The sequence below is a fragment of the Nonomuraea sp. NPDC048901 genome (assembly GCF_040649695.1).
GTDB lineage: Bacteria > Actinomycetota > Actinomycetes > Streptosporangiales > Streptosporangiaceae > Nonomuraea.
In genome coordinates this window covers 99,007-123,469 of the sequence record NZ_JBEZFW010000028.1, presented here as the reverse complement: position 1 = coordinate 123,469, position 24,463 = coordinate 99,007, and the positions used below count along the sequence as shown (strand labels likewise).

Sequence of the window (24,463 nt, the reverse complement as noted above, 5' to 3'; positions counted from 1 at the left end):
GCGCGAGGCTGCCAACAGATGTCCTTCCGAGGGCTCGCGGCGGACTGACTACACGCACGCCAGACAACCTCGCAACGTGAGCAAGCGGAGCGGGTTGTCAGAAAAGCAGCGTGGAAGCATGAGCGTACTCGCTCAAATGCAATTTGTCCACGCTTACGCAGACCCAGCGTTCCGGTCGCATTTCCATGATGACGTATGGAGCCCCCACTTGTCAACGCCGAACGCGACTGAAGATAGTCTCCGACGAACCGTGGGTGCGGCGGCGATGTGCCGCCTCGTGAAGGGGAAAGGGGATTATCCGCACCTTTCCACTCTCAACGTATAGCGCACCGGGGGGCTTGCGGCAAGACCCGGGTCGTGCCGCAGAATCAGCGGCCGAGGCCAGAACGCCAGGAACGGGTCCCCAGTGACCTCAGATCGGAGCTTGTTACGTGAACCCCCTGACCACCAGCGCGTTCGACCTTCCCGACCGTCTCGCCCTCAAGGGCGACCAGGCGCTGATCGCCGGCGATGAGCGACACTTCGCGGCCATCGCGGAGAGCCTTGAGCAGTCGATCGCCGACCTGTCCGACCGCCTCGACGCCGAGCGCAAGGCGCCCGGCGGCATCGGCCGGGCGGCGATGGACCGGGACATGGAGATCCACCGGCTGACCGCTCGCCTGCGCGCGCTCCGCCGGTTCGGTTTGGACCTGTGCCTCGGACACATGGTCAGCGCGGACGACCCCGAGCCCGTGTACGTCGGCCGGCTCGGCCTCAGGGACAGCCAGGGTCGTCAACTGCTGGTCGACTGGCGTTCCCCGGCGGCCGAGCCGTTCTTCGGAGCCACCCACGCCAACCCGATGGGCCTGGCCAGCCGCCGCCGGTATCGCTGGACCCGCGGCCGGATCAGCGACTACTGGGACGAGGTGTTCACCTCGGACGGGCTGGTCGGGCACGCCGCGCTCGACGACCAGTCCGCCTTCATCGCCAGCCTGGGCAGCAACCGGTCGGCCCGGATGCGAGACGTGCTCGGCACCATCCAGGCCGACCAGGACGCCATCATCCGCGCCGGCTCCCGGGGCGCTCTCGTCGTCGACGGCGGTCCGGGTACGGGCAAGACCGTCGTCGCCCTGCACCGCTCCGCCTACCTGCTCTACTCCGACCCTCGCCTCGGTCACCACCGGGGCGGCGTCCTGTTCGTCGGTCCGCACCAGCCCTACCTGGCGTACGTCGCCGACGTACTCCCCAGCCTCGGAGAGGAGGGCGTGCAGACCTGCACCCTGCGGGACCTCGTCGCCGAGGGAGCCGCGGCGGCGATCGAGGCCGACCCGGACGTGGCCCGCCTGAAGTCGTCCGCGAACCTGACGCAGGCCATCGAACCGGCCGTCCGGTTCTACGAGAACCCGCCCACCAAGGGGATGACGATCACGACCCCCTGGTCCGACATCTGGCTGAGCGCCGAGGATTGGGCCGAGGCGTTCCAGGCACCGGATCCCGGCACTCCGCACAACGAGGCGCGTGACCAGATCTGGGAGGAGCTGCTCACGATCCTGATGGACAAGCACGACGGCGACGCCTCGGCTGACCTGCTCCGCAAGTCGCTGCTGCGGGACAGGGAGCTGCTCACGATCTTCAACAAGGCGTGGCCGCTGATCGAGGCGGCCGACCTCGTCGGGGACCTGTGGTCCGTACCCGCCTACCTGCGGATGTGCGCTCCCTGGCTCAGCCCCGACGAGGTGCGAGCGCTGCAGCGCGCGGACGCCCAGGCGTGGACGGTGTCCGACCTGCCGCTCCTGGACGCGGCACGGCAGCGGCTCGGCGACCCGGAGGCGGCGCTCCGTAAGCGCCGGCATGACGCCTCTCTCGCCGCCCAGCGTGAGCAGATGGACATGGTCGTCGACAACCTGCTCGCCGCCGATGACGACGGTGAAGGTCTGGTGACGATGCTGCGCGGACAGGACGCGAAGGTCTCTCTGGTCGACGAGACCACATTGCCCAGCATCGAACCGGACCTGCTCGCCGGCCCGTTCGCGCACATCGTCGTGGACGAGGCCCAGGAACTGACGGACGCGGAGTGGCAGATGCTGCTGCTCCGGTGCCCGTCCCGGAGTTTCACCATCGTCGGGGACCGCGCCCAGGCCAGGCATGGGTTCACGGAGTCGTGGCAGGAGCGGCTGGAGCGGATTGGGCTCGACCGGATCAACCTGGCCTCCCTGAGCATCAACTACCGGACGCCGGAAGAGATCATGACGGAAGCCGAGCCGGTCATCCGGGCCGTGCTCCCGGACGCCAACGTGCCGACCTCCATCCGCCGCGGTGACGTCCCCGTCGTCCACGGATCCGCCTCGGATCTGGGCTCGATCCTCGACACCTGGCTCGCCGCACACGCCGACGGGATCGCGTGCGTCATCGGGGACCCCACCTTCCGTACGACGTCCCGCGTCCGGTCGCTGACCCCGGAGCTGTCGAAGGGGCTGGAGTTCGACCTGGTCGTCCTCGTCGACCCGGAGGCGTTCGGCGAGGGCATCGAAGGCGCGGTCGACCGCTATGTCGCGATGACCCGAGCGACCCAGCAACTCGTCATCCTCACCAGCTCCTGACAGGCGCCCTCCGGTCAGTCGTGGCTGATGACGATCTTGCCGAAGCCGCCGCCCGCCTCGCAGTAGCGGTACGCCTCGTGGACGTCCTCGAACGGGAACACCCGGTCGAGGACGGGACGCAGCCGGTGCGTGGCGACCGCGTGGTTGACCTGGAGGAAGTGGGCGCGGCTGCCGGTCGCCACGCCGCGCAGCACCGCGCCCGCCCCGAACAGCAGCGCCGGGTCGACCGGCCGGGCGCCCTCGGCACCGGACAGCCGGTAACCGACGAACGCCACCTCGCCGCCGAACGCCACCGACTTCAGCGACTGCTCCAGCGGCCCCGCCGGGTCGACGACGCGATCGGCGCCCATGCCGTCGGTGAGCGCGCGGACCTCCTCCGACCATGACGGGTTCGCCCGGTAGTCGATCACCTCGTCGGCGCCGAGCTTCCGCAGCCGCTCCGCTTTGGCGGGGCCGGACGTCGTCATGATCACCCGGGCGCCGCTCAGCTTGGCGAACATCAGCGTGAACAGCGACACCCCGCCCGAGCCGAGCGTCAGCACGGTCTGGCCGGGCCGTGGGGCGCTGCCGGAGGTCAGCGCGTTCCACGCGGTCACGGCCGCCAGCGGCAGCGCCGCCGCCTCCTCGTACGACAGGTGCTCGGGGATGGGCACCACGCCGTCCTCGCTCAGCACCGCGTACTCGGCCAGCACTCCGTCGGTCATGGTGCCGAGCTGGGCGGCGTTCTCCAGCAGGAAGGGCCCGTCCTGCCAGCGCGGGAACACGGTGGCTGCCACGCGGTCGCCCGGCCTGACCCGGGTCACGTCCTCGCCGACGGCCACGACCTCGCCAACGCCCTCGCAGCCGGGTACGACGCCGGGCCTGATCGGCAGCGGATAGTCGTTCGCCAGCACCATCAGATCGCGATAGCCCAGCCCGTTCGCGCGGATCCTGACCACGACCTGCCCGCGCCCCGGCGCGGGCTCGTCCCGGTCCTCGATGGTCAGCCCGGCGAGACCGCGTCCCGGCCGCAGGTGATAGCTCCTCATCGCACGTCCTTTCCCCCGCTTCGGTTACGTGAGGATCCTCCGGGCGAGTCATGACATCGGACAATTCCCCTCAGGGAATCGCTCACGATTGCCAGGCATTGCGGAAGCTCAGCCGGGCCCGCGCCAGCCGGGACTTGACCGTGCCCACCGGCACCGCCAGCAGCCTGGCGGCGGTGGCCTCGTCGAGCCCTTCGACATCGCGCAGCACCAGCACGGCGCGGTGCTCGGGCGTGAGCCGTTCCAGCACGTCGCGGATGTCCACCGCGTTCTCCACGTCCTGCCGCGACGGCAGGTCGCCCGGCTCCGCGGGGCCGACGCGGTTGTCGCGCCTGGCGATCCTGACGGCCTCTCTCACGGCGATCGCCCGCGCCCAGCCGTACAGCGCGTCGGGCTCGCGCAGCGCGCGCAGGTTGCGGAAGACGGCGATCAACGCCTCCTGGACCGCGTCCTGTCCGCTGTCGAGCGCGATGGGCCCGCAGATCCGGCCGAGGTACGGCGTCAGCTCGCGGAGCAGGTCGTTCATCGCCATCGTGTCGCCGCGCTGAGCGGCCCGGACGAGCGCCGCGCTCATCGGGCACGCTCGGCGACCCGTGTCGCCAGCCGGGCCAGGGCCTTCTCCCCGGCTCTCCTGACGCCTAGGGGCACCAGCGCGCTACGTCCGGGCACGCGGATGCCGCCGGTCTGCGCCACCAGCGTGCCTTCCGGAACGGCGGTGGCCGCCAGGCCGACGAGCAGGAACCTGCTCTGCATCCAGCACCAGCCGGGCCGCAGGTCGACGTCGAAGCGGGCGCGCATGCCGTACGTGCTGCGGGCCTCGGCCACCAGCCGCCCGCCTCCGTCGTCCGCGACGATCCGCAGGTTCCGCATGTCCGGCTCGAAGGTGCCGAACTCCCGCTCCAAGTCGCTCGCCACCTCCCAGACCAGCTCCAAGGGGTCGGGCAGAATCCGCTCGGCGACACGCGCACCGGGGACGCCGGCGGCGAGCACGCGCAGCCGGCGCACCGGGTCCAGGTCGGCAACAGGCCAGTTCATCTGAATGGTGGCGCGGAGACCCTGTCCTTCAGGGCCGGGAGGAAGCGCCACCCCTCCTTTCGAAAACAGTATGGAAAGACTCGGTCACGTTCGGTAATATGTGCGGTGAGTGAGGACACTGTGACAGGAGGTGCGCGATGGCGATCCGCCGCTCCGCCACCAAACGCCACGGCCTGCCCACGATCGTGCAACTGCGGCTCACGCCCACCCCGGCCCAGGCCGACGCGCTGGCCGCAGCAGTGCAGGTGTGCAATCAGGCGGCCACCCTCGTCTCCCGCCTGGCCTGGCAGCACCGCACGTTCGCTGTGGTGGAACTGCACCGCCTCGCCTACTACGAGGTGCGCGGGCAGGTGGCCGGGCTGGGCGCGCAAGCGGCCGTGAGGGCGATCGCCCGGGTCGCGGGCGCATATGCCAACCGGCGCGCCAGCAAGAAACGCGCCCATATCTTCCGCCCGCAGGGCGCCGTCCCGTACGACGCCCGGCTGATGAGCTTCAACCGTGACGCCCGGACGGTGTCGCTGTGGACTCCCACCGGCCGCGTCACCGTCCCCTACACCGGTCGGCCAGAAGACCTCAAAGCCGTGGACACGCTGCCGCGCGGGGAAGCCGACCTGATCTGCCGGCGCGGGGTGTGGCTGCTGCAGGTCGCCCTCACCCTGCCCAAACCCGTGGTGCGTGAGCCGGTCGGCGGCTTTGTCGGGGTGGATCAAGGGGTGGCGAACCTGGCGGTCACCTGCGACGGCGTGGTGCTGCCCGGCCCCGCCTTGCCGGGGCCGATCGGCGCTAACGGCCACGTCCGCACCCTGCGGGAGCGGCGACACCGCCAACGCCAACGGCTGCAGAAGAAGGGCACGTCTGCGGCGCGGCGGGTGCTGCGCCGTCTGTCCGGTCGTGAGCGCCGGATGATGACCGACCTCAACCACCAGATCAGTAAGTTTGTGGTGCGTGAAGCCGAACGCACCGGTCGTGGCATCGCCCTGGAGGATCTGCAGGGCATCCGCGGGCGGGTAAGGGCTCATCGGTTCCAGCGGCGCACCCTGCACAGCTGGGCGTTCGCCCAGCAGATCACCTTCACCCGCTACAAGGCCGCCCGCGCCGGGATCGCCTTCGTGCTGGTCGACCCCGCCTACACCTCGCAGACGTGTCCGGGGTGCGGGCATATCGGCAGGGCGAATCGGCCGGCGCGGGGCCGGTTTGTCTGCACAAGGTGTGGCCTCGCTGGGCACGCCGATCACACCGCGGCCCGCAACATCGCCGCACGCGGCGTTGCGGGCTGGGCTGTTATCAACCAGCCGCACGCTACCGGCCTCCTTTCAGCCAGACGGGACCGTGAGAGCAAACCACCAACTTCAACCGGTGGTAGTTGATGTCTATCCAGAGGCGGCTCGGGGGCAGAAGGTTCCATGGAACCATTGGCGAGTTCAGCGCCTCTTCGAGGGCATGAACATCTCACGCCCCGGCGCGTTCGCGGCCGCCGTCCTGCTTCTCGACGCACTCGTCCATCTGTTCTGGGTGGTCCGGCCCATCGCCGACCCCCGCGCGCTCTCGCTGGCCGTCCTCAACGCCGAGGTGCCCTTCACCCCACGGGTGCTGCTGCCGCTCATCCTCGTGCTGAGCGTGGGGGCCCTGTCGGTGGCGGCGGCCTCCGGCGGGCGGGGCGGGTGGCCGGCCAGGGCGGTCACCATGGCCGTGGGCGCCGGTGTGCTGGTACGCGGGCTTGTCGGCGTGGTGTGGGCTTTCGGCCTCGGCACGGACACCGGAAGCCCGTTCTATTGGCTGAACCTGTTCCTCTACACACCTGTCTGCCTGGCCATGACGCTCGCGGTCGGCATCGTCCTGGTACGCGGGCGGCGGCCGGTGAGCATCAGCTCATAGCAGTCGTCTTTGCGTGACATCGGCGATGACGGCGTTCACCACCTTGCCGACTTCCGCCGGCTCCGGCGCGACCCCGTCCCGGCCGGCGAACAGCATGTGCCCGGCTCCGATCAGGGAGAGCGCCAGCGCGTCCACGTCGGCGTCCGCCGCGATGCGGCCCAGCTCGCACTCCTCGTTCAGGTAGGCGGAGATCATGGCCACGGCATCCGTCAGGACCGGGATGCCGAAAGCCGGCCGGGTCTGAGCCAGCCGGGCCCGCAACTCATCCCGGAAGATGACGAGACCGACTATCGACACGGCGACCGAATCGAACAGGTCCATCAGCGCCCCGATCAGGTTGCCGGCGACGGTGCCGGTCCCGGCGGAGTCGCGAAGGGCGGCGGCCTGGCCTTCGAGCCGGGCGATGCGGTCCTGCACGAGCTCGGCGAGGAAGGCGTCGAAGTCCTCGAAGTGCTTGTGCAGGACACCTTTGGCGACGCCCGCCTCCGTCGTGACCGCCCGGCTGGTCAGGCCGGGCGCCCCGTCCCGGAGCAGGACGCGCTCGGCGGCGTCGAACAACTGCTGCCGCACATCACGGAGGGCCACTCCAGTCGGCATCGCCCGTTCCTCCCTTTTCGCACTCCTTCGCCCACCCTTCGCTCACCGCGAACGGCGGCCCGATTGTGGAGTGGGCGCCTGCCCACTATGGTGGGCGCATGCCCACTTTATCGCAGGAGCAACCAGAGCCTTCGCGGAACGAGCCCCATAAGGCCAGGCAGATGGCGGAGTCGTTCGGAGTCGACGCCGAACGTTACGACCGGGCCCGCCCCGACTATCCCGACGCCCTGGTGCGGCAGATCATCGCCGCCAGCCCCGGTCGTGACATCGTCGACGTCGGCTGCGGCACCGGCATAGAAGCCCGTCAGTTCCTGGCGGCCGGGTGCAAGGTGCTGGGTGTCGAGCCGGACGTCCGGATGGCCGAGTTCGCCCGCCGTACCGGGATTGAGGTCGAGGTGGCGACGTTCGAGGACTGGGACGCCGCCGGCCGTACCTTCGACGCGGTCGTCGCCGGGCAGTCCTGGCACTGGGTGGACCCCGTAGCGGGCGCCGCCAAGGCGGCGCGGGTGCTGCGGCCCGGCGGCCTGCTGGCGGTGTTCGCGCACGTGTACGACCCGCCGCCCTTCGTCGCGGAGGCGTTCGCCGCCGTCTTCCGGAAGGTGGCGCCCGACTCGCCGCTCAGCGCCGGACCGCCGCGGCCGGGCCAGGACATCTACCAGGCGATGTTCGCCCTGTTCGCCGACGGCATCCGGAAGGCGGCCGAGTTCGGCGAGCCGGAGCAGTGGCGATTCGACTGGGAGCGGTACTACAGCCGCGACGACTGGCTCGACCTGCTGCCCACCACCGGCGCGCTCACCCAACTCCCACCGGACCAACTGGCCGAGGTGCTGGCGGGTGTCGGTGCCGCCATCGACGCGATCGGCGGCGGCTTCACCATGGCCTACACCACGATGGCGATCACCGCGTCACTGAACCCCCGGTAGTCGCTGAACGCTCGGTAGTCGCAGAACCCCCGCTAGGGTGCACCTCCGCACACACCTCGAACAAGCCCGGATACGCCTTGACGCCGGGTACGCGCTGCCCGGCTGGGGTGAAGTTCCGGAAGACGGCACGGTAGGACTCGACGTCTTCCCACAGTGCGATGTTCACGTACTGGAAAGTGCTGTCGTTCATGCCGGTGTTGCGGTGCAGGCGGGCCTGGATGAAGCCGGGCGCGCCCGCGAAGTGATCGATGGTGCTCCGCCAGGTCTGGAGGAATTCCTCCTCCTTGTCCGGCGGCACGGTGAAACTGTTGATGAGGGTGATGGTCATTGCCGTCCTCTCTGGGATCAAGGCACGGTGACGATGATGCGGCCCCGGACATGGCCGGTCGCGCTCGCGGCCTGCGCCGCTCCGGCCTGAGCGAGCGGGAAGGTCTGTGCGACGGGCAGGGTGAGCCGGCCGGCGGCGGCCAGGCGGGCGCCCTCGCGTAGGGCGTGGGTCTTGTCCCGGCCGAAGCCGGTGGACACCCGGGCCCCGAGTTCGGGGGCGCTGAAGTCGGCGATGGAGACGACCCTGGCGGGATCACCGGTCAATTCGATGAGTTCGGCGATGATGTCGGAGCCGGCGATGTCCAGAGCGGCGTCGATGCCGTTCGGGGCGAGCGCGCGGACCCGGTCGACGAGGTAAGGGCCGTAGGTCGTGGCGACGGCGCCCAGCGAGGCGATGTAGTCCTGGTTGGACGGACCGGCGATGCCGATGACGGTGGCGCCTCGATCGACGGCGAACTGGACGGCGGCCGATCCGACGCCGCCGCTGGCGCCGTTGACCAGGACGGTGTGCCCGCCGCGTACGCCGGAGTCGTCGAGGACCCGCAGGGCGGTCTCGAACGGGGTGGCGAAGCCGGCCGCTTCCTCGAAGGACACTTCCGGCGGTTTCTGCGCCCATGAGGTGAGTACGGCGTGCTCGGCGTACGTCTCCTGGCCGGAGCCGAACACGGTGTCGCCGACCCGGACGTCGGTGACACCGTCGCCGACCTCGTCGACGATCCCGGCGGCGTCGCCGCCGATCCCGGCGGGCAGCCGCAGCGGTCGGACGTCTCGCAGCAGGCCCTGGCGGATCTTCCATTCGAGGCCGTTCACGCCGGCGGCGCGTACGGCGATGCGAATCTGACCCGCTCGCGCGTGTGGGGCGTCACCGTCGACGAGCTCCAGGACCTCCGGTCCCCCGTAGCGGGCGAAGCGCACAACCTTCACAGCTCATTCCTCCTCAGCGGCGTGCCTCGAGGATCGCCGCCGGGTGCCGTATCGCGCACCAAAGCCCACCACATTGCAAGAATCCGACACGATGTCCACCATGAAGATGGCTTCCGTCACAGTGGACAGCGTCGACCGGAAGCTGCTGCAGGCCCTGCACCTCGACGCGCGAGCGTCGTTCGCGCGTGTCGGCGAGGTGATCGGCGTCTCCGACCGGACGGTCGCGCGCCGCTACGCGCGGCTGCGCGACAGCAAGGTGATCAACCTGGTGGGGGAGGTCGACCCCAGCCGTCTCGACGGCGCGGAATGGGTCGTGCGGATGCGGTGCAAGCCCGGATCCGCCGTGCAGGTCGCGGAGGCCCTCGCCCGCCGCAGCGACACCCGATGGGTCGCCCTGCTCTCCGGTGGCACCGAGATCTGCGCGAGCCTCCAGGTATGGTCCACGCACGAACGCGATGAGTTGATCCTCCAGGGCCTGCACCGCACCGCGCCGGTGGTGTCGGTGACCGCGCACAGCGTGCTGAACGTCTTCAGCACCACCCGGCACGGCTTCGAAGGACCGGGATCGCTCACTGCCGACCAGATCGCCGCTTTGCGGCCGACGTACGACAACCTCGACACCGCCCGCCTGGTCGACACTGCCCGCCTAGCCGACACTGCCCGCCTGGTTGACGCCGACCGGCCTCTACTGGAAGCGCTCGCCGTCGACGGACGGGCGCCGTACCCCGCGCTCGCCGCCGCGACCGGCTGGTCGGAGTCGACCGTCGCCCGCCGTATCCACCTGCTGCGCGCGGCCGACCTGCTCCGTTTCGACCTCGACGTCAACGCGGCGGCGCTGGGCTACCGCACCGAGACGCGCCTGTGGGCCAGTGTGCCGCCCACTCACCTCGCGGCCACCGGCGCCGCCGTGGCCGCCCACCCCGAGGTCGCCTTCTGCGCCGCCACCACCGGACCGACCAACCTCCTCGTCTCCATCGTCTGCCGCGACAGCCGAGACCTCTACCGATACCTCACCGAGCGCCTCGGCACCCTGCCGCTGATCGGCGAGATCCAGACCGCGCCCGTGATCCGGGTCATCAAACGCGCCGGCCTCCGACCCTGAGCACAGCACTTTCACAGCTGAGGGGGCGCTTGATTCCCCCGCCCGCCCCGGTTACGGGCGGCTATGGTGCGCGTTACCCGATTTGATCTAGATCGCAGGAGCGCGCGGTGCTGAACACGAGGGAGCCCGACTGGGCGTACGTGGCCAGATCTCTCGTCAAGGTCCTGGCCGTCACCGCGGCGCTGTTCCTGGCCTTCAGCGCCGTCGATCGGGTCCTGTGGGTGTTCATCGATCCCTCCGACGACGCGCGGATCGGCGAGGTGTACGGCACGGCCGCCCGCCTCGCGAACCCGGACAAACGCCTGTCGTACGGGTACGGCAACGGCGGAGGGCTGCTGGAGACGTCCTACACGCTGCAGGGGGAGCCACGCCGGGCCGGTCCCAGCGCGGGCCGGACAGATTACGAAATCGTGGAGAACCTGTTCGGCACCGTCCGCGTCCCCTCCCTCGGCGGGCCGGTGGGCAGCCTGAAGGACGCGATCGATTCCGTGGAGCCGGACTCCGAGGTCGACAAGGAGGGGGCCCGGAAGACCATCGACGGACTTCCGCAGACGCTCGAGGCCGTCGCGGTCGTGGAGTTCGCGCATCCGATGGCCACCGACCGGCTCGTCGCCTTCAACCGCAGGCACGCACTCTGTGGAGGGGCGGGCGTCTCCTACATCTACTCGCCGTCCTACTACGACGACTCCGATGAACCGGCCTCGTTGAACGCGGTCGTCTGGAACCGCGACATGACCAAGGACCAAGTCTCGACGGATCTCATCTACCAGTGCGAGACCGAGCCGGAGGCGGCTCTGGCGGAGTTCCGCAGGTGGGTGGGGCTGCTTGACGAGGGGGACGATTTCCGCGAGTTCGAGCTGACCTACGAGGGGCTCGCGGATACGGCCAAGGAGGGTGTCGTGTACGGGCTCGTCGTCGACCGCTGGAAACTCGCCGACCTGCGCAAGCTCCTCGACGACCCGGAGGTCGGGACGGTCCGCCTGGCCGACGTCTCCTTCGGTCTTGGCGAGGAGAAGTAGCGGATCATCGTGCGATCAAGGAAGTTCACCGACCGGCGCGACAGTATGCGAGCCGTCGCCGGTGCATCGCCATACGGTGAGCCCCTGTTCGCAGCCGACATGCAGGCCACGATCGTGCGTGGCGCAGACCGGCCAGACTTTCCAGGTCAGCTCCATGATTGTTTCTTGGACGGCCTCGGCGACATCAGCGAGCAGGTCATTAATGTCGCCGTCGGCGATAATGCCGGCGCCGTGGTAGCCGCCCTGGAACTCCACCCAAGTAAGAGCGCCGTCGCCCGGGGTGATCAAGCGGAGCGCACCGGTGATTCCTCGGGCGCGAACGTCGCGCTCGACCACCTCCAGCGCCTGCTCCAGCGCCGACGGCATACGGGGTTCGAATGCCGTGTAGATGCGATCGCTCAAATCGTCTATTGCCCTATTCAATAGGGCGTCACAGCCGACACGCCGTACAAGGCGGCCTGCACGATGACGATCCCGGTGGCGACGCGTAGCACGATCAGTTTCCGGTAGAGCGCCAGAGCCATCCGATTTACCTGCGCCGACTTCGACGCGACGCGCTGCTCGCTGGGACTGGAGAGGTCCAGTAGGGATTTACCGGTGCTGGGCCGATACCAGAGCCCTAACAGGAGAATGATGGCGGCCACGGGGGCGCACGCTTGCGACACCACGCCCGTCGCCGCCGATAGGTAGCCTTCGAATGCCGTCTGGCTGCTCAACGAAAAGAAGAACCCTGTTCCTAAGAGGACGAGCACACTCACCGTATCCGCATAGAAAATGTTCCGCCGAATGCGGGCAATATCTGAAGACGGCGGGAGGATCGACCCAACCATGACCCGACGGTAACACGCGGGTAGCAAATGGCGGCTGAACCATTCTCGCCGCTGCGGTCGAGGCGGCGACAATGCCGTCTCGACCGCTTCTGAGGTGCGCGCGACGCTACCGGATCTTGGACAGGTCGATCATGTACAGGTCGTCCCCGAGCGGGTAGCTGAGGATTCTTCCAGTGGAATCAGCCGTCGGCAGCTTGATCGAATTGCCCACCGGCTTGATGCCCAGGCAGATGCGCACGCCACACGAGCGGAGTTGCTCGCCGGCGTGGACGACGGCGGTGGCGGTCTCCCTGGTCTCCAGGTTCCGGATCCGTTCGAACAGCGGTCCCCCTCTCCGTTCGACCACCGGGCCCGTCTCGGGCCGGCCGCCCGGCCCCGGTGTGCCGGCCCACGGCCAGGTCAGCAGGTGCATTCCGGCGCTCTCCGCGATCGGCTCCACCGGGCCGCTCCCGAGGGGAACGGTGGAGACTCCGCCCGAGCGCAGCGAGAAAATGATCTTGTCGTTGGCCACCTCGAGCCCGTCGATCCCGTTGCCGTCGTCGTCGAATTCCGCTCAGTCGGCAGGGCGGAGCGCAGCTTGCTCAGCGCGCGGGCGGCCTGGCTGCGTACCGTGCCGCGGGAGATCCCGAGCACGGCGGCGATCTCCGCGTCGTCGAGCTGCTCGTAGTAGCGCAGCACCAGCACCGCCCGGGTTCTCCTTCAGGCGTAATCGCGGCCAGGCGCCACGGAGCTTCAGCAGCGCCTCCTGGACCAGGTCGGCCGCGTCATGGGGGTTCCCGGCCAGTACATAGCCGTAGCGCAGCAGCGCGTCGCCGCGTTCTGCGACGAACTCTGCGAATCGGGGATCGCCTTCCAACGGTTCTCGCCCTTCGTCGTTCTTTCACCTCCGAGAGGAGCGAGGGGCAAAAACTGTTGCACGCGAAGACCACGGCCCGCGCCGAATCTTGCATGATCATGCGAAGCAATGCATACTCTTGTCTCATGTCCAAGGTTCTCACCTCCCTGCCCACCGGCGAGCGGGTCGGCATCGCCTTCTCGGGTGGTCTCGACACCTCGGTCGCCGTCGCCTGGATGCGCGACAAGGGCGCCGTCCCGTGCACCTACACCGCCGACATCGGCCAGTACGACGAGCCCGACATCGCCTCGGTGCCCGGTCGCGCGACGGCTTACGGGGCTGAGATCGCGCGTCTGGTCGACTGCCGCGCGGCGCTGGTCGAGGAGGGCCTGGCCGCGCTGACCTGCGGCGCGTTCCACATCCGATCGGGCGGGCGGGCCTACTTCAACACCACCCCGCTGGGCCGGGCGGTCACCGGAACCCTGCTGGTCCGGGCGATGCTCGAGGACGACGTGCAGATCTGGGGCGACGGCTCGACGTTCAAGGGCAACGACATCGAGCGGTTCTACCGCTACGGCCTGCTCGCGAACCCCCACCTGCGCATCTACAAGCCCTGGCTCGACGCCGACTTCGTGTCCGAGCTGGGCGGGCGCAAGGAGATGTCGGAGTGGCTGCTGGCCCACGGCCTGCCCTATCGCGACAGCACCGAGAAGGCCTACTCGACCGACGCCAACATCTGGGGCGCCACCCACGAGGCCAAGACCCTGGAGCACCTCGACACCGGCATCGAGACCGTGGACCCGATCATGGGCGTGCGGTTCTGGGACCCCATGGTCGAGATCCCCACCGAGGACGTGACCATCGGCTTCGACCAGGGCCGCCCGGTGACGATCAACGGCAAGGAGTTCGCCACTCCGGTCGACCTGGTGATGGAGGCCAACGCGATCGGTGGCCGGCACGGCATGGGCATGTCGGACCAGATCGAGAACCGGGTGATCGAGGCCAAGAGCCGCGGCATCTACGAGGCGCCCGGGATGGCGCTGCTGCACGCGGCGTACGAACGGCTGGTCAACGCGATCCACAACGAGGACACGCTGGCGACCTACCACAGCGAGGGACGGCGGCTCGGCAGGCTGATGTACGAGGGCCGCTGGCTCGACCCGCAGGCGCTCATGGTCCGCGAGTCGCTGCAGCGCTGGGTCGGCACGGCGGTCATCGGCGAGGTGACGCTGCGGCTGCGGCGCGGTGAGGACTACTCGATCCTCGACACCTCCGGTCCGGCTTTCAGCTACCACCCGGACAAGCTGTCGATGGAGCGTACGGAGGACTCGGCGTTCGGTCCGGTGGACCGGATCGGCCAGCTCACCATGCGCAACCTCGACATCGCCGACTCGCGCGCCAAGCTGGAGCAGTACGCCAGTCTCGGCATGCTCGGCCCCACCCATCCCGCGCTCATCGACGCCTCCCAGACGCCCTCGACCCCGCTGATCGGCGACATGCCGCAGGGCGGCGCCGAGATCATCGCCTCACGCGGCGAGGTCTCCGAGGACGAGGAGATGCTCGACCGCGCCGCGATGGAGCTCGGCAACGACTGACCGGCCTCGGGCGGACGCGGCGGCGCCGCGTCCGTGCTGAGCAAAAGGCGCAGAAGTCTGTGTGTGTAGCTTCCGACTTATAGGATCTTGCCGAAGTATCATCGAAAAGTTACTCCGTGTAACCCGTCGAGGACGGATGGTGATGGCGTTGCCTTCGGCTACACCCGGCGCAGGCGCGGATGAGTCGGCCCGGATATACGACAGGGCAACAATCAGGAGGCTCGGCGACGCGCTGGTCGACGACGCCAGCGGGACTTCTCCCGTGTCACATCTGGAAGAGGCCGGCGGCTTTCCCCACAATATGCGGCTCGGCTGGGGCGCATTGGGAGTGATCGGATTTCCGTTCGCCCAAGAGCACGACAAAATAGTCACCGCCGCAGAGTCGAAGCTGGGCGACATGGCCCAATCGTTGCGCGGTCATCAAGACAAGTTGTATACGGCATCCGCGAACGTCGACACTGCGGAAGTGGAGAGCATCGAGCATGTCAGACGCATTTAAACTCCCCATTCCGGGTGGCACGCCCAGTCCGTACGAGCCCGGCGGGGGCGGCGATCTCCGGTGGATGCAGCTGACGACGCTCGGCGAATACGCCTTCTGCGCCGCCATATTGCCGGTGATGCAGAGGTCCGTGCTCCACCACGCCCTCACGCTGCCGGCGGATCCGCAGTTGCTGCACAGGGCGGCGGACGGCTGGAGTGCCATCAGCGGCAAGGTGTCCGCCTCCGGTGAGTCCATGCGGGATCGGCACGACGGTGTGTCGGCGGCCAGTTGGCAGGCGCTGGATCGAGCGGCCTTCGGGCAGAAGGTCGAAGAGTTCGCCATGGGCTCGCAGGACGCCGCCAACTCGGCCCATCGTCTTTCGTTGATTCTCAGAATTCTGGCCAACGTCTGGACCGCGTGGATCTACTTCAACTTCGTGGCTGCCACGAGCTCGGCGGCGCTGACGGTGGCGGGGATGCTCGGCGGAAGCGGCCGGATCTACGCTGAATTGAAGGCGCGTTCAGTGGCTCTCTCGATCGAGGAACGGATTTTGGTGCTGCGCAAGCAGGTTCTGTGGAAGCTTGTCAAATTGCTCGTGGTGTATGGGGCCGCCTGGGGGTACGACAAGGCACTGACAGACGGCCTGAAGTGACGGGTGCGGTGACATCACCGAATGACTCCGGTCGCCGCACAGTCCGGCGCGGGTCACCCGGTCAGTAGCCGAACTCCTTGCGCATGCGGTCCAGCTCGCCCATCGTGTCGCTCACCATTCGGTCGAAGGCTCTCTGCGCCTCTTCGACCTGCGCTCTGGCGGCTTCTGGGTCGCCGGCCAGGTTCAGGGCGTCGCCGTCGAACGAATCCGTCAGGATCTCCGACAGCTGACGCTTGAGGTCCGCGTCGGCCTCGTGAATCGCTTTGAGTATCGCCGCGGACATCTCTTCCACGCTCATGCGCTTGGCCCGCGGGTCGATGTCGAGTCTGCTCACCCCGGAAATGGTGCACTCGACCGCGATGTGCTCGTCGGCGGTGGTGGCCCGGCCGACCGCGTCCGTGGCCCTCTCCTGCGCTTCCGTGAAACGGGCCACCCGCTTCTGTGAATCCCGCAGGAACGCGTCGACATTAATGTTCGCGAAATCACCGAAGCCAGGTGCCGCCACTTGTCCTACCTCAGCTCTCTACGTGCCGTCAGGGCGATGCAGGGCACAACGATATCGACACTGACCGAGATCGCGTTTCGGACCATGCCCTGACATGATCTTCGCGTATCGCTCCCCCGGTATGAAGGAGACACATGTCGCGTATCCGTGCCGCACTCCTCACGACAGCCATCGCTGTCATGAGCGTCAGCGTGCTCAGCACCCCCGCTCAGGCGGCTGGCTGGGTGTACATCGGCGTCTTCACCACCAAGTCCAAGTGCATCGACATGGGCCAGCAGTACGTCCGGGAGGGCTTCAGTCAGTACGACTGCACAGGTAGCCCCGGCTACTACCCCCTCTGGGTTCGATAGGACTCGCACGGTCGCCGTCTCCCGCAAGGGAGGCGGCGTTCCGTTCAGAGACGGTCAGATCCGGTCGGCCAGTTGCCTGGCGAGGGTCAGTCCCGTGAGGACCGGGTTGACCGATCCGACCGTCGGGAACAACGACTGGTCGCAGGCATAGGCGTTCCGTACGTGATGGAAGCGGCCCACCGGATCGGTCACCGAGGTGGCCGGGTCGTCGCCCATCCACAGCGTGCCGGATTCGTGGTAGGTCGTCCCGAGTCCTCGATGCCATTCAGGGAACGGCCTGTCCAGGGGGAACGGCTGCGCGTGCCATGCGTTGTCGTACAGATACTGGATCTGGTCCGGCGAGCCGGAGACCACCTGGGCGATGGCGACCGCCGCGTTGTCCATCGCCTGCCAGACCTGCTCATCCCGCGGATCGAGCGTGAGGTGCAGGTACGCGCGCGCTATGCCGTACTCGTCGACCTCGTGCGGGCTGAGATTGATCCAGCTCTTGTCCGGGTCCGGTATCTCGGTCGTCCGGTCCCCGTGCATCTCGCCGACGCAGCGCAGGGTGACGGTGATCCAGTCGGGATCGGTGTTGGCCAGCTGCCGTTCGAGCAGGTCCATGTCCGGGAGCATGCGGAACAGGAGTTCGTCGGATCCGCCCTGGCTCGTCGACGCGGTGATCTGGATGTGGAACCGGCCGGCGGGCACCAGCCCGCGCAGCAGCAGCGCGCCGGTCTGCACGTGTTCGGGCAGCGGCGGCAGCGCCGTTCGGCGGATCCTGACGGTGAAGTCGCTGCGTACGTGCGCCATCAGATTGCGGCCCATGAGCGGGGTGGGGAACGAGCCCAGGGCGAGCCGGGTGGTCTCCACCGCGCTCGCGGCGAGGATCACGGCACAGTCGGGGGAGATCGGTAGGGACTCCGGCCGCCCGGCGGCGTCGACGTCGATCGCGGTCACCACCCCGTCGGCCGCGTGCGCCCGGAGGACGTGCGCCAGGGGCACCACGAAGAGCCGCCGGTCCGCGTCGCGTCCCCCGGAGGCGGTCACATCCTCGCGGACCGCGTCCATGAGCATCGGCACGCTGCTGTACTTGTCGAAGCTGAACAGGCCCGACACCGGCGAGTCTCCCTGCACCGCGAGCGGCGCGACCTCGGCGCCGCGATCGCCGAGGCCGGTCTCGAACCCCGGTGTCACCGCGGCGGCGGACGCGAACGCCTCGAACAGCGTCGTATAGAGGTCACCCGCGATGAAATCGGTCGCGGGCACGACGCCGATCTCGCTCTCCACCTCCAGGTAGGTGCTCTCCAGGTACGCGGCCGTCGACGCCGGCCAGTGCCGGAGATCATCCGCCGTGAGCCGGGGGCACCAGCCGCCCCAGTAGAGGGACTTGCCGCCGGTGCAGTACGCGAGCCCGGGAAAGTCGACGTTGCCCCGCCACGGCAGCCCCCACACCAGCTCCCGGGGCACGCGCGGATCGGCGCCGGGCGCGATGGGCGCGGGGACGTTGAGCCCGATACGGCCGAGGTTCTGCACGTGCTCGGGCACCAGGTAGGGGCCGGCGTCCAGCAGCAGCACCCGCTTGCCCGGGTGCCGCCGGTAGATCTTGGTCGCGCAGTACGCCCCGTACATCCCGCCGCCGACCACCACCGCCGAGAACGGCGGCCCGCCGCTGCCCGTCGCCTCCTGCCAGGTGCTGCAGAAGAAGCGGCCGAGAACATCGAGTGAGAAACTGGTCTTCTGGACGTCCACCGGCTGCCCGGAGGGGACGAGTTCGGGGAGTGCCATGGACGAAGTAGACCCCGCGAAAGACCCTCCCGCAATCCTTCGCGCCGCCGCTCCTCCGCGCCGCCGCTTCGTCGCGCCGCGATCCTCAGAACCGCGATCCTCAGAGCTGCATCAACCCCGCCGCCGTAGGGCGGAAGCCGCACTGGGCGTAGAACCCCTCAAGATGCGGTTCGTAGTCCACGTGCAGCCACTCGGCGCCGCGCGCCTTGGCCTCGTCGGCGGCCGCGCGGACCAGGCGGACACCGAGGCCCGCCCGGCGTTCGGCGGGATGCACGGTGGTGTCCAGGACGAAGGCGTGGATGCCGCCGTCCGTGGCGACGTTCACGAAGCCGACCAGGCGGTCCGCGCGGTGGGCGGCGACCCAGCAGAGGCTGTGGCCGAGGATGGGGGCGAACGAGATCGGGTCGTGGCCGGGCCATGAGGCCGTGAAGAGGTCGTTGAGGTCGTGGTCGGTAAGGGGAGGGCACACGGTGAGTGTGATGCCGTCCTCAGGTGTCGGATTCATGATCGACAAGCTACCTGAGCGCGTCCACCGGCTCCATTCTGGCCGCCCGCAGTGCCGGGTACAGACCGGCCAGCAGCCCGACCACGGCTCCGGCGATGGGCGCCCCGATCGCCAGCCGTACGTCCAGGAGCGGCGTCCACTGCTTGGCGGCCGAGACGGCGACGACGGCGACCACGCCGATGCTCGCGCCGATCACCCCGCCCGCGAGCCCGATCAGGGTCGACTCCAGCAGGAACTGGGCGGCGATGTGGCGGCGGGCCGCGCCCAGCGAGCGGCGCAGGCCGATCTCGGCGACGCGTTCCATCACGGTGACCAGCGTGACGTTGGCGATGCCGACCGCGCCCACCACGAGCGAGACCAGGCCGAGGATCAGGAACAGCGCGTTGACGTCGTCCTGCGCCTGGTCGCGCGCCCTGGTGGGGCTGGGCGGGGCGACGACCTGCAGTTGGTCGCCGTTGCCGGGGGAGAGCGCGTTCGGCGCCTGCCCGGCGATCAGGTCGGCGGCGCCGAGGCTGGTGTTGACCAGCACCCTGGTCACGTCACGCAGCCCGAACTGCTTGCCCACCGTGGGCGGCACGATGACGGCGGCGCTCAGGTTCCGTTCGCGGCGCAGGTCGCCGAGGATGCCGATGACCGTGTACGCGTGCTTGCCGATGAAGATCGCCGGAGCCCGGTCGAGACTGGTGACGCCGAGCATCTTGGCCGCCTGGTCGCCGAGCACGGCCACCCGGTCGGCCCGCTTGACGTGGCCGGCGTCGTAGAACCTGCCCTGCACGACCCGGCCCCTGGCGGCCTCGGGCAGGCCGGTCGTGGCGGCCAGTACGGTCAGGGTCTGCGTGGTCACCCTGGCCGGGTCGACGAGGTCGTTGGAGCGGACGGACAGGTTCGAGCTGTCCTTGGTCTCGGCCACCGCCGCGGCGGAGACCACCCCGCGCAGCCTGGTCACCCGATCGAGCGAGTCCCAGGCGACCAGCGGTACGTTCGCGCTCTCCGGTACTTCCACCGTGATGGCCGTGGCGACCAGCTCGTCGAAGCGTCCGACGATCTGGTTGCCCGCGGTGGCGGCCACGCCGAGCGTGATGACCAGCGTGGTGATGCCCAGCACGGTGCCGAGCGTGGTGAGCGCGGAGCGCACCGGCCTGGCGAGCATGCCCGCGACGGCCTCACCGAGGAGATCCCGTACGTGCATCACGCCTCTTCCACCAGCACGCCGTCGGTGATCCGCACCCGGCGACCGGCGCGCGTGCTGACCTCCCGCTCGTGCGTGATGACCACGATCGTCAGCCCCTGCTCGCGCAGCTCGTCGAACAGGTCGAGCACCGCCTCGGTGTTGCGGCTGTCGAGGTTGCCGGTGGGCTCGTCGCACAGCAGCAGGGACGGCTCGCCCATGAGGGCCCTGGCCATGGCCGCGCGCTGGCGTTCGCCGCCGGACAGCCGGTCGGGCAGGAAGCCCACGCGGTGGCCGAGCCCGACCCGCTCCAGCGCGGCCAGCGCCCGCTCTCGCCTGCCCTTGCGCGGGTGGCCGCCGTAGATCTCCGCGAGCATCACGTTCTCCACGACGGTGCGGTGGGCGAGCAGGTGGAAGGACTGGAAGACGAAGCCGATGCGGTCGCCTCGCAGCTTGGTCCGTTCGCCGTCGCGCAGGGTGGTGGTCTCGGTGCCGTCCAGGCGGTAGCTGCCCGAGCTGGGCCGGTCCAGCAGGCCCAGGACGTTGAGCAGCGTGGACTTGCCCGAGCCCGACGGGCCGACGATCGCCAGGTAGTCGCCGCGCGCCACCCGGAGCGAGACGTCGTCGAGCGCGCGGACGGGCGGCTGCGCGGGGTATTCCCTGCACACGGCGGTCAACTCGATGACCGGCTCAGACACCGCTGACCACCACTCGGTCGCCGGCGTTGAGCGCGCCGGTGACCTCGACGTTCCCGTCGGCGGTCAGGCCGGTGCGGATCTCGACCTCCTTGGTCTTGTCCGTGGCGTACTCCACCTGCACCCGCGCCTTGCCGTCGGCCCCCGTGACGACCGCGGCCACCGGGACCACCAGCACCGGCTCCTTGGTCGCCCCCACCGTCACCCTGGCCGTGACCGTGGCGCCCGACTGGCCCTTGAGCCCCTTCGCCGAGCTCGGCGTGAGCAGGACCGGCTGGGTGCCCTCGGGGCCCTTCTCCTGGCCGGGCACCGTGGCCTTCTCGCCGACCGCGGTGAGCGCCGCCGGGTACGTCTTGCCCGAGTCGAGCTCGATGACCGCGCTCATGCCCGTACGCAGCAGGTCGGATTCCGCGCTCTCGACCGACCCCGTCACCATGAACGTCGAGCTGGTCACCGTGGCGACCTCCTTCTCGACGACCTCGCCCGCCTTCACCGCGGCCTTCTGCACCCGCGCGGGCAGCTTCGGCAGGAACACGATCTCGCCCGGCGGAATCGCCGTGCCGTAGGTCCGTTCGAACTCCGCCAGCAGCGACCTGGCCGCGCTCACGTCCTTGGCCGCGTTGGCCACCTTGAGCTTGGTGGGGGAGAGCCGCCGGGCCTGGCGCAGCGCCTGCTCGGCCGTGACCAGCCCGTCCTTTGCCGTGCGCTCGGCCTTGCGCAGCTCTTCCAGCAGCTTCTCGCGGGCCTGCCGCGACTCCTCCTTGATCCGGCCGTACGCCTCCTGCGCCTGGTCCAGATCGGCCCTGGCGTTGCGTACCTTCAGCTCCAGCAGGCTCGTGTCCTGGGTCGGCTGAGGCGCGGCGGTGGCGGTGGGCAGGGCGGTAGATGTGGCGGTCGGGGCGGCGGTCGGCTGATTCCTGGCTGCGGCGAGCGCCTGCTCGGCTTCGAGCAGTTTCTCCTCGGCCGCGCGTACGGTCGCGTCGGCCGTCGCCAGCTTGGCGTCGTCCTCCGGAGTGAGCCGCTGCCGCTCGGCCTCCTTCAGCGCGGCGCGCGCCGACTTCAGGTCCGCCTTGGCGTTGGTCAGCTTGACCTTCAGCGGGAGTACGTCACGCCCCTGGTCGAGCGTGTTCTTCTCGGTCGCCAGGGTCTCCTGCGCCGTCTGTACGGCCTTGCGCAACTGGTCGTGGGTCTGCCGGTCGGTCAGTGTGGGCTGCTGGGCCTCGTACCCCTTCTTCTTGTACATCCTGGTGACGGCGGCGATCGTGGCCTTGTCGAACACCCCCGAGGTGGGCCCGCCGTACCCGAGCCTGCGCAGCGCCTTCTGCAACTGCTTGACGTCCTTGCCCTCGGTGCCCGGGCCGATCGTGCGGTGCATCGGCACAGTGCCGCGCAGCGCGAACACCGGGCGGCCGTTCACCTCCATGAACGCCGCTCCCTCTTTCAGCCTGCCCTGGCGCGGCGCCCGGGTGACCCGCTGCAGCTCCGAGGTGCCACCGACCACTCCCGCGAGGGTGATGGGCAGGGGGGAGCCGTATTCGAGCGTGCCGCTGACCACGACCGTGCTGACCAGCTTGCGGCGCTCGACGGCGGCGGTGACGAGCGACGCCTTCGGCGCGGCGCGGCGGGCGGCCTCGTCGGCGGGGGATCGCAGGCGGGTGCTGACGACCCAGCCGGCGGCGGCGATGGCCACGACACCCGCGATGACGAAGGCGAGCAGCCGCCTAGGGGACTTCATACGGCCAGCTCGACCAGCTGGGGCTGGTGGGACGGCTCTGGCGCGTTCTCGGCGGTGCCCCCGCAGCCGCCGAGTGCGACCAGCGCGGCCATTGCCATGACAGGAGCAAGAGGGGATCTCTTGGGCATGGCAGAGGACCATACTCCGTTTAACAGAGCATGGTCAATCCAGGGCGTGCCGCCGCTGTCGGTAGGGCGCGAACGCCGTCGCCAGGGTCAGTACGACCAGTACGCCCCAGTAGGCGAGGTGCTGCCTGGTCAGCTGGTCGCCGTGCAGACCCAGGTCGCCCGACGTGACCACCAGGTAGATGCCCGAGGCCAGGGCCCAGCGCGGGTCGCGGGCCAGGTACGCGCCCGCCACGGCCAGCCCCAGCGCCACCACCTCGACGGCCATCTTGCTCAGACTGATCGGGAACAGCGTGCCCTCCGGCAGCCACGACGGGCCCGCCCACGCGGCCGCCAGCGCCGCTGCGAACCACCACCACGACCGGACTCGTGGCCGGTGCCGCCGCCAGGCCAGCACCGCCAGTCCGGACAGTACGACCGCGTAGCCCATGGCCACCGCCTGCGGGCTGCTGGTCTCGAACAGGGGACGGTCGGCGAGCGCTGACGGGTAGACCGGCAGGAGGGTGAGGTCCAGGGGCTGCCAGCCGCCGGCGATCGAGACCGCCTTGACGCCGGTGGCGAGAGTGAGCAGGAACGCCGTCCGCGTCCATCCGCGCATGACCGCCAGCAGTGCGAGCACCGACAGCAGCGTCCACAGCGGCAGCGAGCCCGCGAACGGCAGCAGCGCGGCCAGGTTCACCGCCGACACCGCCGTGACCCCGAGATGCAGGCCGTCCGCCCATGCGGTGCCCGTCGCCTGATGGGTGATGCGGGTGCGCACGCCGCCTCGGAGCAGTCCCCACGCCTCCCTGAGCACCGGGGTGGACTGTCCTGGAGCTGCGGATTCGAGCAGGACGTCGAGTAATTCGTCGCCGTGCGCCGCGCGGTATCGCCTCGGGTAGGCCAGCAGCAGCCTGCGGTAGCGCCGTTCGAGCGTGGTCATGCGGTCAGGAGGCGGACGAGGGAGGCGAACATGGTCGGCCGCAGGACGAGGGACGCGGCCTCCTGCATGCGTCTCGCCTCGGCTTCCACCAGTGCCTGGCCCTCGTCGGTGATCCTGAAGTAGCGCCTGTTGCGGCCGTTGACCGTCTCCTCGCGGTCCACGGCGATCACGCCTCGCTCGTTGAGCCGCTCAAGGATGCCGTACAGGGTGCCGACAGAGGGCTGGACCCGGCCGCCGGACAGCTCCTTGATCGACTTGCTGATCGCGTGTCCGTGCAGCGGTCCGCCGCGCAGCGCGGTGAGCACGAAGTACATCGGCTCGCTGACTTCTGAGGTTCCCCTGGGCATGGGACGAGATTATTCCGTTAAACGAAGCGTGTGCAACGGCTAGAGCGTCCGGTACGCGATCAGCCAGCTCTGCCCGGCGCACAATCGTTCCACCTCCTCGGCCGCGAGCCAGGCGGCCCGCGTACTCTCCGACCCCGGAGCGGGCCGTACGGCGGGTCCCGGCGAGTCGAGCCGCGCCTGGAACATCACCAGATTCGTCAGCGCCTCATAGCGGTACCCATCGGGCACCGGCCCCGTCAGTTCGATCCGCAACCACGCGAAAACGGACAGCTCCTCGGGCGCCAGCACCAGCCCGGTCTCCTCGGCCAGCTCGCGGACGGCGGCGTCCACGGGGGACTCGCCGGGTTCGAGGTGGCCGCCGGGGATGTCCCAGCCGCGTCCCGCGCGGTCGACGCAGGTCAGCAGCATCCTGTCGCTGTCGTCCCGTACGACGGCGAAGGCCGTGGTGATCTGGCCGGTCGGCGGCAGCCGCGAGGACAGGACGACCTCCAGCCGGTGCGCTACCGGGATCCATGGCACGGTCTCCGTCGCGATCACGTGATCCA

At 69.4% G+C, this 24,463-nt stretch carries 29 protein-coding genes and 1 pseudogene; 10 read left to right on the top strand and 20 right to left on the bottom strand.

The features are described 5' to 3' along the window. The first annotated feature begins 431 nt into the window (after window positions 1–431). Complete coding sequence (gene helR, locus AB0C30_RS53565) at window positions 432–2,579, top strand: RNA polymerase recycling motor ATPase HelR (RefSeq protein WP_357959299.1); 2,148 nt, start codon at window positions 432–434, stop codon at window positions 2,577–2,579. Between the two features lie 14 nt (window positions 2,580–2,593). Here the strand turns inward: helR and AB0C30_RS53560 are convergent, their stop codons facing one another. The 3 genes from AB0C30_RS53560 to AB0C30_RS53550 all read right to left on the bottom strand — a co-directional run bounded on the left by AB0C30_RS53560 (window position 2,594) and on the right by AB0C30_RS53550 (window position 4,639). Further along, window positions 2,594–3,607, bottom strand: coding sequence for an NAD(P)-dependent alcohol dehydrogenase (locus tag AB0C30_RS53560; RefSeq protein ID WP_357959296.1), 1,014 nt, complete (start codon window positions 3,605–3,607; stop codon window positions 2,594–2,596). A gap of 82 nt (window positions 3,608–3,689) precedes the next feature. Continuing rightward, window positions 3,690–4,178 (bottom strand): RNA polymerase sigma factor, encoded by a 489-nt coding sequence (locus AB0C30_RS53555; protein WP_357959293.1) that lies wholly within the window; start codon window positions 4,176–4,178, stop codon window positions 3,690–3,692. Continuing rightward, entirely contained in the window at window positions 4,175–4,639 is a 465-nt protein-coding gene (locus tag AB0C30_RS53550; protein WP_357959290.1) for a hypothetical protein, read from the bottom strand. Before AB0C30_RS53550 ends, AB0C30_RS53555 begins: the two co-directional genes overlap by 4 nt. Before the next feature lie 137 nt (window positions 4,640–4,776). On the opposite strand from AB0C30_RS53550, the gene AB0C30_RS53545 reads away from it, so the two are divergent. After that, window positions 4,777–6,006, top strand: coding sequence for a transposase (locus AB0C30_RS53545; protein WP_357959287.1), 1,230 nt, complete (start codon window positions 4,777–4,779; stop codon window positions 6,004–6,006). Between the two features lie 73 nt (window positions 6,007–6,079). Next, entirely contained in the window at window positions 6,080–6,514 is a 435-nt protein-coding gene (locus AB0C30_RS53540; RefSeq protein WP_357959285.1) for a hypothetical protein, read from the top strand. Here AB0C30_RS53540 and AB0C30_RS53535 read toward each other — a convergent pair. Further along, window positions 6,509–7,111, bottom strand: coding sequence for a TetR/AcrR family transcriptional regulator (locus AB0C30_RS53535; protein ID WP_357959282.1), 603 nt, complete (start codon window positions 7,109–7,111; stop codon window positions 6,509–6,511). The genes AB0C30_RS53540 and AB0C30_RS53535 overlap by 6 nt on opposite strands. 98 nt (window positions 7,112–7,209) lie before the next feature. Here AB0C30_RS53535 and AB0C30_RS53530 point away from each other — a divergent pair, with 98 nt between their 5' ends. After that, on the top strand, window positions 7,210–8,034 hold the full coding sequence (locus AB0C30_RS53530) for a class I SAM-dependent methyltransferase (RefSeq protein ID WP_357959279.1): 825 nt from the start codon (window positions 7,210–7,212) through the stop codon (window positions 8,032–8,034). On the opposite strand, the gene AB0C30_RS53525 is transcribed toward AB0C30_RS53530, so the two are convergent. Together AB0C30_RS53525 and AB0C30_RS53520 are read right to left on the bottom strand one after the other, a co-directional pair. Then, window positions 8,009–8,362 (bottom strand): antibiotic biosynthesis monooxygenase family protein, encoded by a 354-nt coding sequence (locus tag AB0C30_RS53525; RefSeq protein WP_357959276.1) that lies wholly within the window; start codon window positions 8,360–8,362, stop codon window positions 8,009–8,011. The two genes, AB0C30_RS53530 and AB0C30_RS53525, sit on opposite strands and share 26 nt — an antisense overlap. Before the next feature lie 17 nt (window positions 8,363–8,379). After that, on the bottom strand, window positions 8,380–9,285 hold the full coding sequence (locus tag AB0C30_RS53520) for an NADP-dependent oxidoreductase (RefSeq protein ID WP_357959273.1): 906 nt from the start codon (window positions 9,283–9,285) through the stop codon (window positions 8,380–8,382). Window positions 9,286–9,385: 100 nt separating this feature from the next. Here AB0C30_RS53520 and AB0C30_RS53515 point away from each other — a divergent pair, with 100 nt between their 5' ends. Both AB0C30_RS53515 and AB0C30_RS53510 read left to right on the top strand, forming a co-directional pair. Beyond that, window positions 9,386–10,387, top strand: coding sequence for an Lrp/AsnC family transcriptional regulator (locus tag AB0C30_RS53515; protein WP_357959270.1), 1,002 nt, complete (start codon window positions 9,386–9,388; stop codon window positions 10,385–10,387). Between the two features lie 107 nt (window positions 10,388–10,494). Continuing rightward, window positions 10,495–11,406 (top strand): hypothetical protein, encoded by a 912-nt coding sequence (locus tag AB0C30_RS53510; RefSeq protein ID WP_357959268.1) that lies wholly within the window; start codon window positions 10,495–10,497, stop codon window positions 11,404–11,406. A 15-nt stretch (window positions 11,407–11,421) separates the two neighbouring features. On the opposite strand, the gene AB0C30_RS53505 is transcribed toward AB0C30_RS53510, so the two are convergent. The 4 genes and pseudogenes from AB0C30_RS53505 to AB0C30_RS53490 all read right to left on the bottom strand — a co-directional run. Further along, window positions 11,422–11,808, bottom strand: a complete 387-nt coding sequence (locus AB0C30_RS53505) for a hypothetical protein (protein WP_357959265.1) — start codon at window positions 11,806–11,808, stop codon at window positions 11,422–11,424. 17 nt (window positions 11,809–11,825) lie between these two features. Further along, window positions 11,826–12,236 carry a hypothetical protein gene (locus AB0C30_RS53500; protein WP_357959262.1) on the bottom strand — a complete coding sequence of 137 codons (411 nt, stop codon included), beginning with the start codon at window positions 12,234–12,236 and terminating at the stop codon, window positions 11,826–11,828. Window positions 12,237–12,342: 106 nt separating this feature from the next. Continuing rightward, the gene (locus AB0C30_RS53495) at window positions 12,343–12,747 is read right to left on the bottom strand and encodes a hypothetical protein (RefSeq protein WP_357959311.1); all 405 of its coding nucleotides are present in this window, start codon (window positions 12,745–12,747) and stop codon (window positions 12,343–12,345) included. 50 nt (window positions 12,748–12,797) lie between these two features. After that, window positions 12,798–13,092, bottom strand: a pseudogene (locus AB0C30_RS53490) (sigma factor-like helix-turn-helix DNA-binding protein); the annotation flags it as partial. A 125-nt stretch (window positions 13,093–13,217) separates the two neighbouring features. Between AB0C30_RS53490 and argG the strand changes: the two are divergent. The 3 genes from argG to AB0C30_RS53475 all read left to right on the top strand — a co-directional run bounded on the left by argG (window position 13,218) and on the right by AB0C30_RS53475 (window position 15,799). Beyond that, window positions 13,218–14,666 carry an argininosuccinate synthase gene (gene argG, locus AB0C30_RS53485; RefSeq protein WP_357959259.1) on the top strand — a complete coding sequence of 483 codons (1,449 nt, stop codon included), beginning with the start codon at window positions 13,218–13,220 and terminating at the stop codon, window positions 14,664–14,666. Between the two features lie 136 nt (window positions 14,667–14,802). Further along, window positions 14,803–15,165: a hypothetical protein gene (locus AB0C30_RS53480; protein ID WP_357959256.1), complete on the top strand. Its 363-nt coding sequence runs from the start codon at window positions 14,803–14,805 to the stop codon at window positions 15,163–15,165. Between the two features lie 64 nt (window positions 15,166–15,229). Next, window positions 15,230–15,799 (top strand): hypothetical protein, encoded by a 570-nt coding sequence (locus AB0C30_RS53475; RefSeq protein WP_357959253.1) that lies wholly within the window; start codon window positions 15,230–15,232, stop codon window positions 15,797–15,799. A gap of 61 nt (window positions 15,800–15,860) precedes the next feature. On the opposite strand, the gene AB0C30_RS53470 is transcribed toward AB0C30_RS53475, so the two are convergent. Next, complete coding sequence (locus AB0C30_RS53470) at window positions 15,861–16,304, bottom strand: hypothetical protein (RefSeq protein ID WP_357959250.1); 444 nt, start codon at window positions 16,302–16,304, stop codon at window positions 15,861–15,863. Between the two features lie 134 nt (window positions 16,305–16,438). Between AB0C30_RS53470 and AB0C30_RS53465 the strand changes: the two genes are divergently transcribed. After that, on the top strand, window positions 16,439–16,654 hold the full coding sequence (locus AB0C30_RS53465) for a hypothetical protein (protein WP_357959248.1): 216 nt from the start codon (window positions 16,439–16,441) through the stop codon (window positions 16,652–16,654). A gap of 54 nt (window positions 16,655–16,708) precedes the next feature. Here the strand turns inward: AB0C30_RS53465 and AB0C30_RS53460 are convergent, their stop codons facing one another. The 9 genes from AB0C30_RS53460 to AB0C30_RS53420 all read right to left on the bottom strand — a co-directional run bounded on the left by AB0C30_RS53460 (window position 16,709) and on the right by AB0C30_RS53420 (window position 24,455). Continuing rightward, the gene (locus AB0C30_RS53460; RefSeq protein WP_357959245.1) at window positions 16,709–18,421 is read right to left on the bottom strand and encodes a GMC oxidoreductase; all 1,713 of its coding nucleotides are present in this window, start codon (window positions 18,419–18,421) and stop codon (window positions 16,709–16,711) included. 100 nt (window positions 18,422–18,521) lie between these two features. Further along, complete coding sequence (locus AB0C30_RS53455) at window positions 18,522–18,926, bottom strand: GNAT family N-acetyltransferase (protein WP_357959242.1); 405 nt, start codon at window positions 18,924–18,926, stop codon at window positions 18,522–18,524. A gap of 10 nt (window positions 18,927–18,936) precedes the next feature. Next, window positions 18,937–20,115, bottom strand: a complete 1,179-nt coding sequence (locus AB0C30_RS53450; RefSeq protein ID WP_357959239.1) for an ABC transporter permease — start codon at window positions 20,113–20,115, stop codon at window positions 18,937–18,939. Continuing rightward, entirely contained in the window at window positions 20,115–20,792 is a 678-nt protein-coding gene (locus AB0C30_RS53445) for an ABC transporter ATP-binding protein (RefSeq protein WP_357959237.1), read from the bottom strand. Before AB0C30_RS53445 ends, AB0C30_RS53450 begins: the two co-directional genes overlap by 1 nt. After that, on the bottom strand, window positions 20,785–22,524 hold the full coding sequence (locus tag AB0C30_RS53440; protein WP_357959234.1) for a peptidoglycan-binding protein: 1,740 nt from the start codon (window positions 22,522–22,524) through the stop codon (window positions 20,785–20,787). The genes AB0C30_RS53445 and AB0C30_RS53440 overlap by 8 nt, the downstream gene beginning before the upstream one ends. Beyond that, window positions 22,521–22,652, bottom strand: a complete 132-nt coding sequence (locus AB0C30_RS53435; protein ID WP_357959232.1) for a hypothetical protein — start codon at window positions 22,650–22,652, stop codon at window positions 22,521–22,523. The genes AB0C30_RS53440 and AB0C30_RS53435 overlap by 4 nt, the downstream gene beginning before the upstream one ends. A gap of 34 nt (window positions 22,653–22,686) precedes the next feature. Continuing rightward, window positions 22,687–23,571, bottom strand: a complete 885-nt coding sequence (locus AB0C30_RS53430) for a hypothetical protein (protein WP_357959230.1) — start codon at window positions 23,569–23,571, stop codon at window positions 22,687–22,689. Beyond that, the gene (locus AB0C30_RS53425; RefSeq protein ID WP_357959228.1) at window positions 23,568–23,918 is read right to left on the bottom strand and encodes a PadR family transcriptional regulator; all 351 of its coding nucleotides are present in this window, start codon (window positions 23,916–23,918) and stop codon (window positions 23,568–23,570) included. Before AB0C30_RS53425 ends, AB0C30_RS53430 begins: the two co-directional genes overlap by 4 nt. Window positions 23,919–23,957: 39 nt before the next feature. Continuing rightward, entirely contained in the window at window positions 23,958–24,455 is a 498-nt protein-coding gene (locus AB0C30_RS53420) for an NUDIX hydrolase (RefSeq protein ID WP_357959226.1), read from the bottom strand. Window positions 24,456–24,463 lie beyond the last annotated feature (8 nt).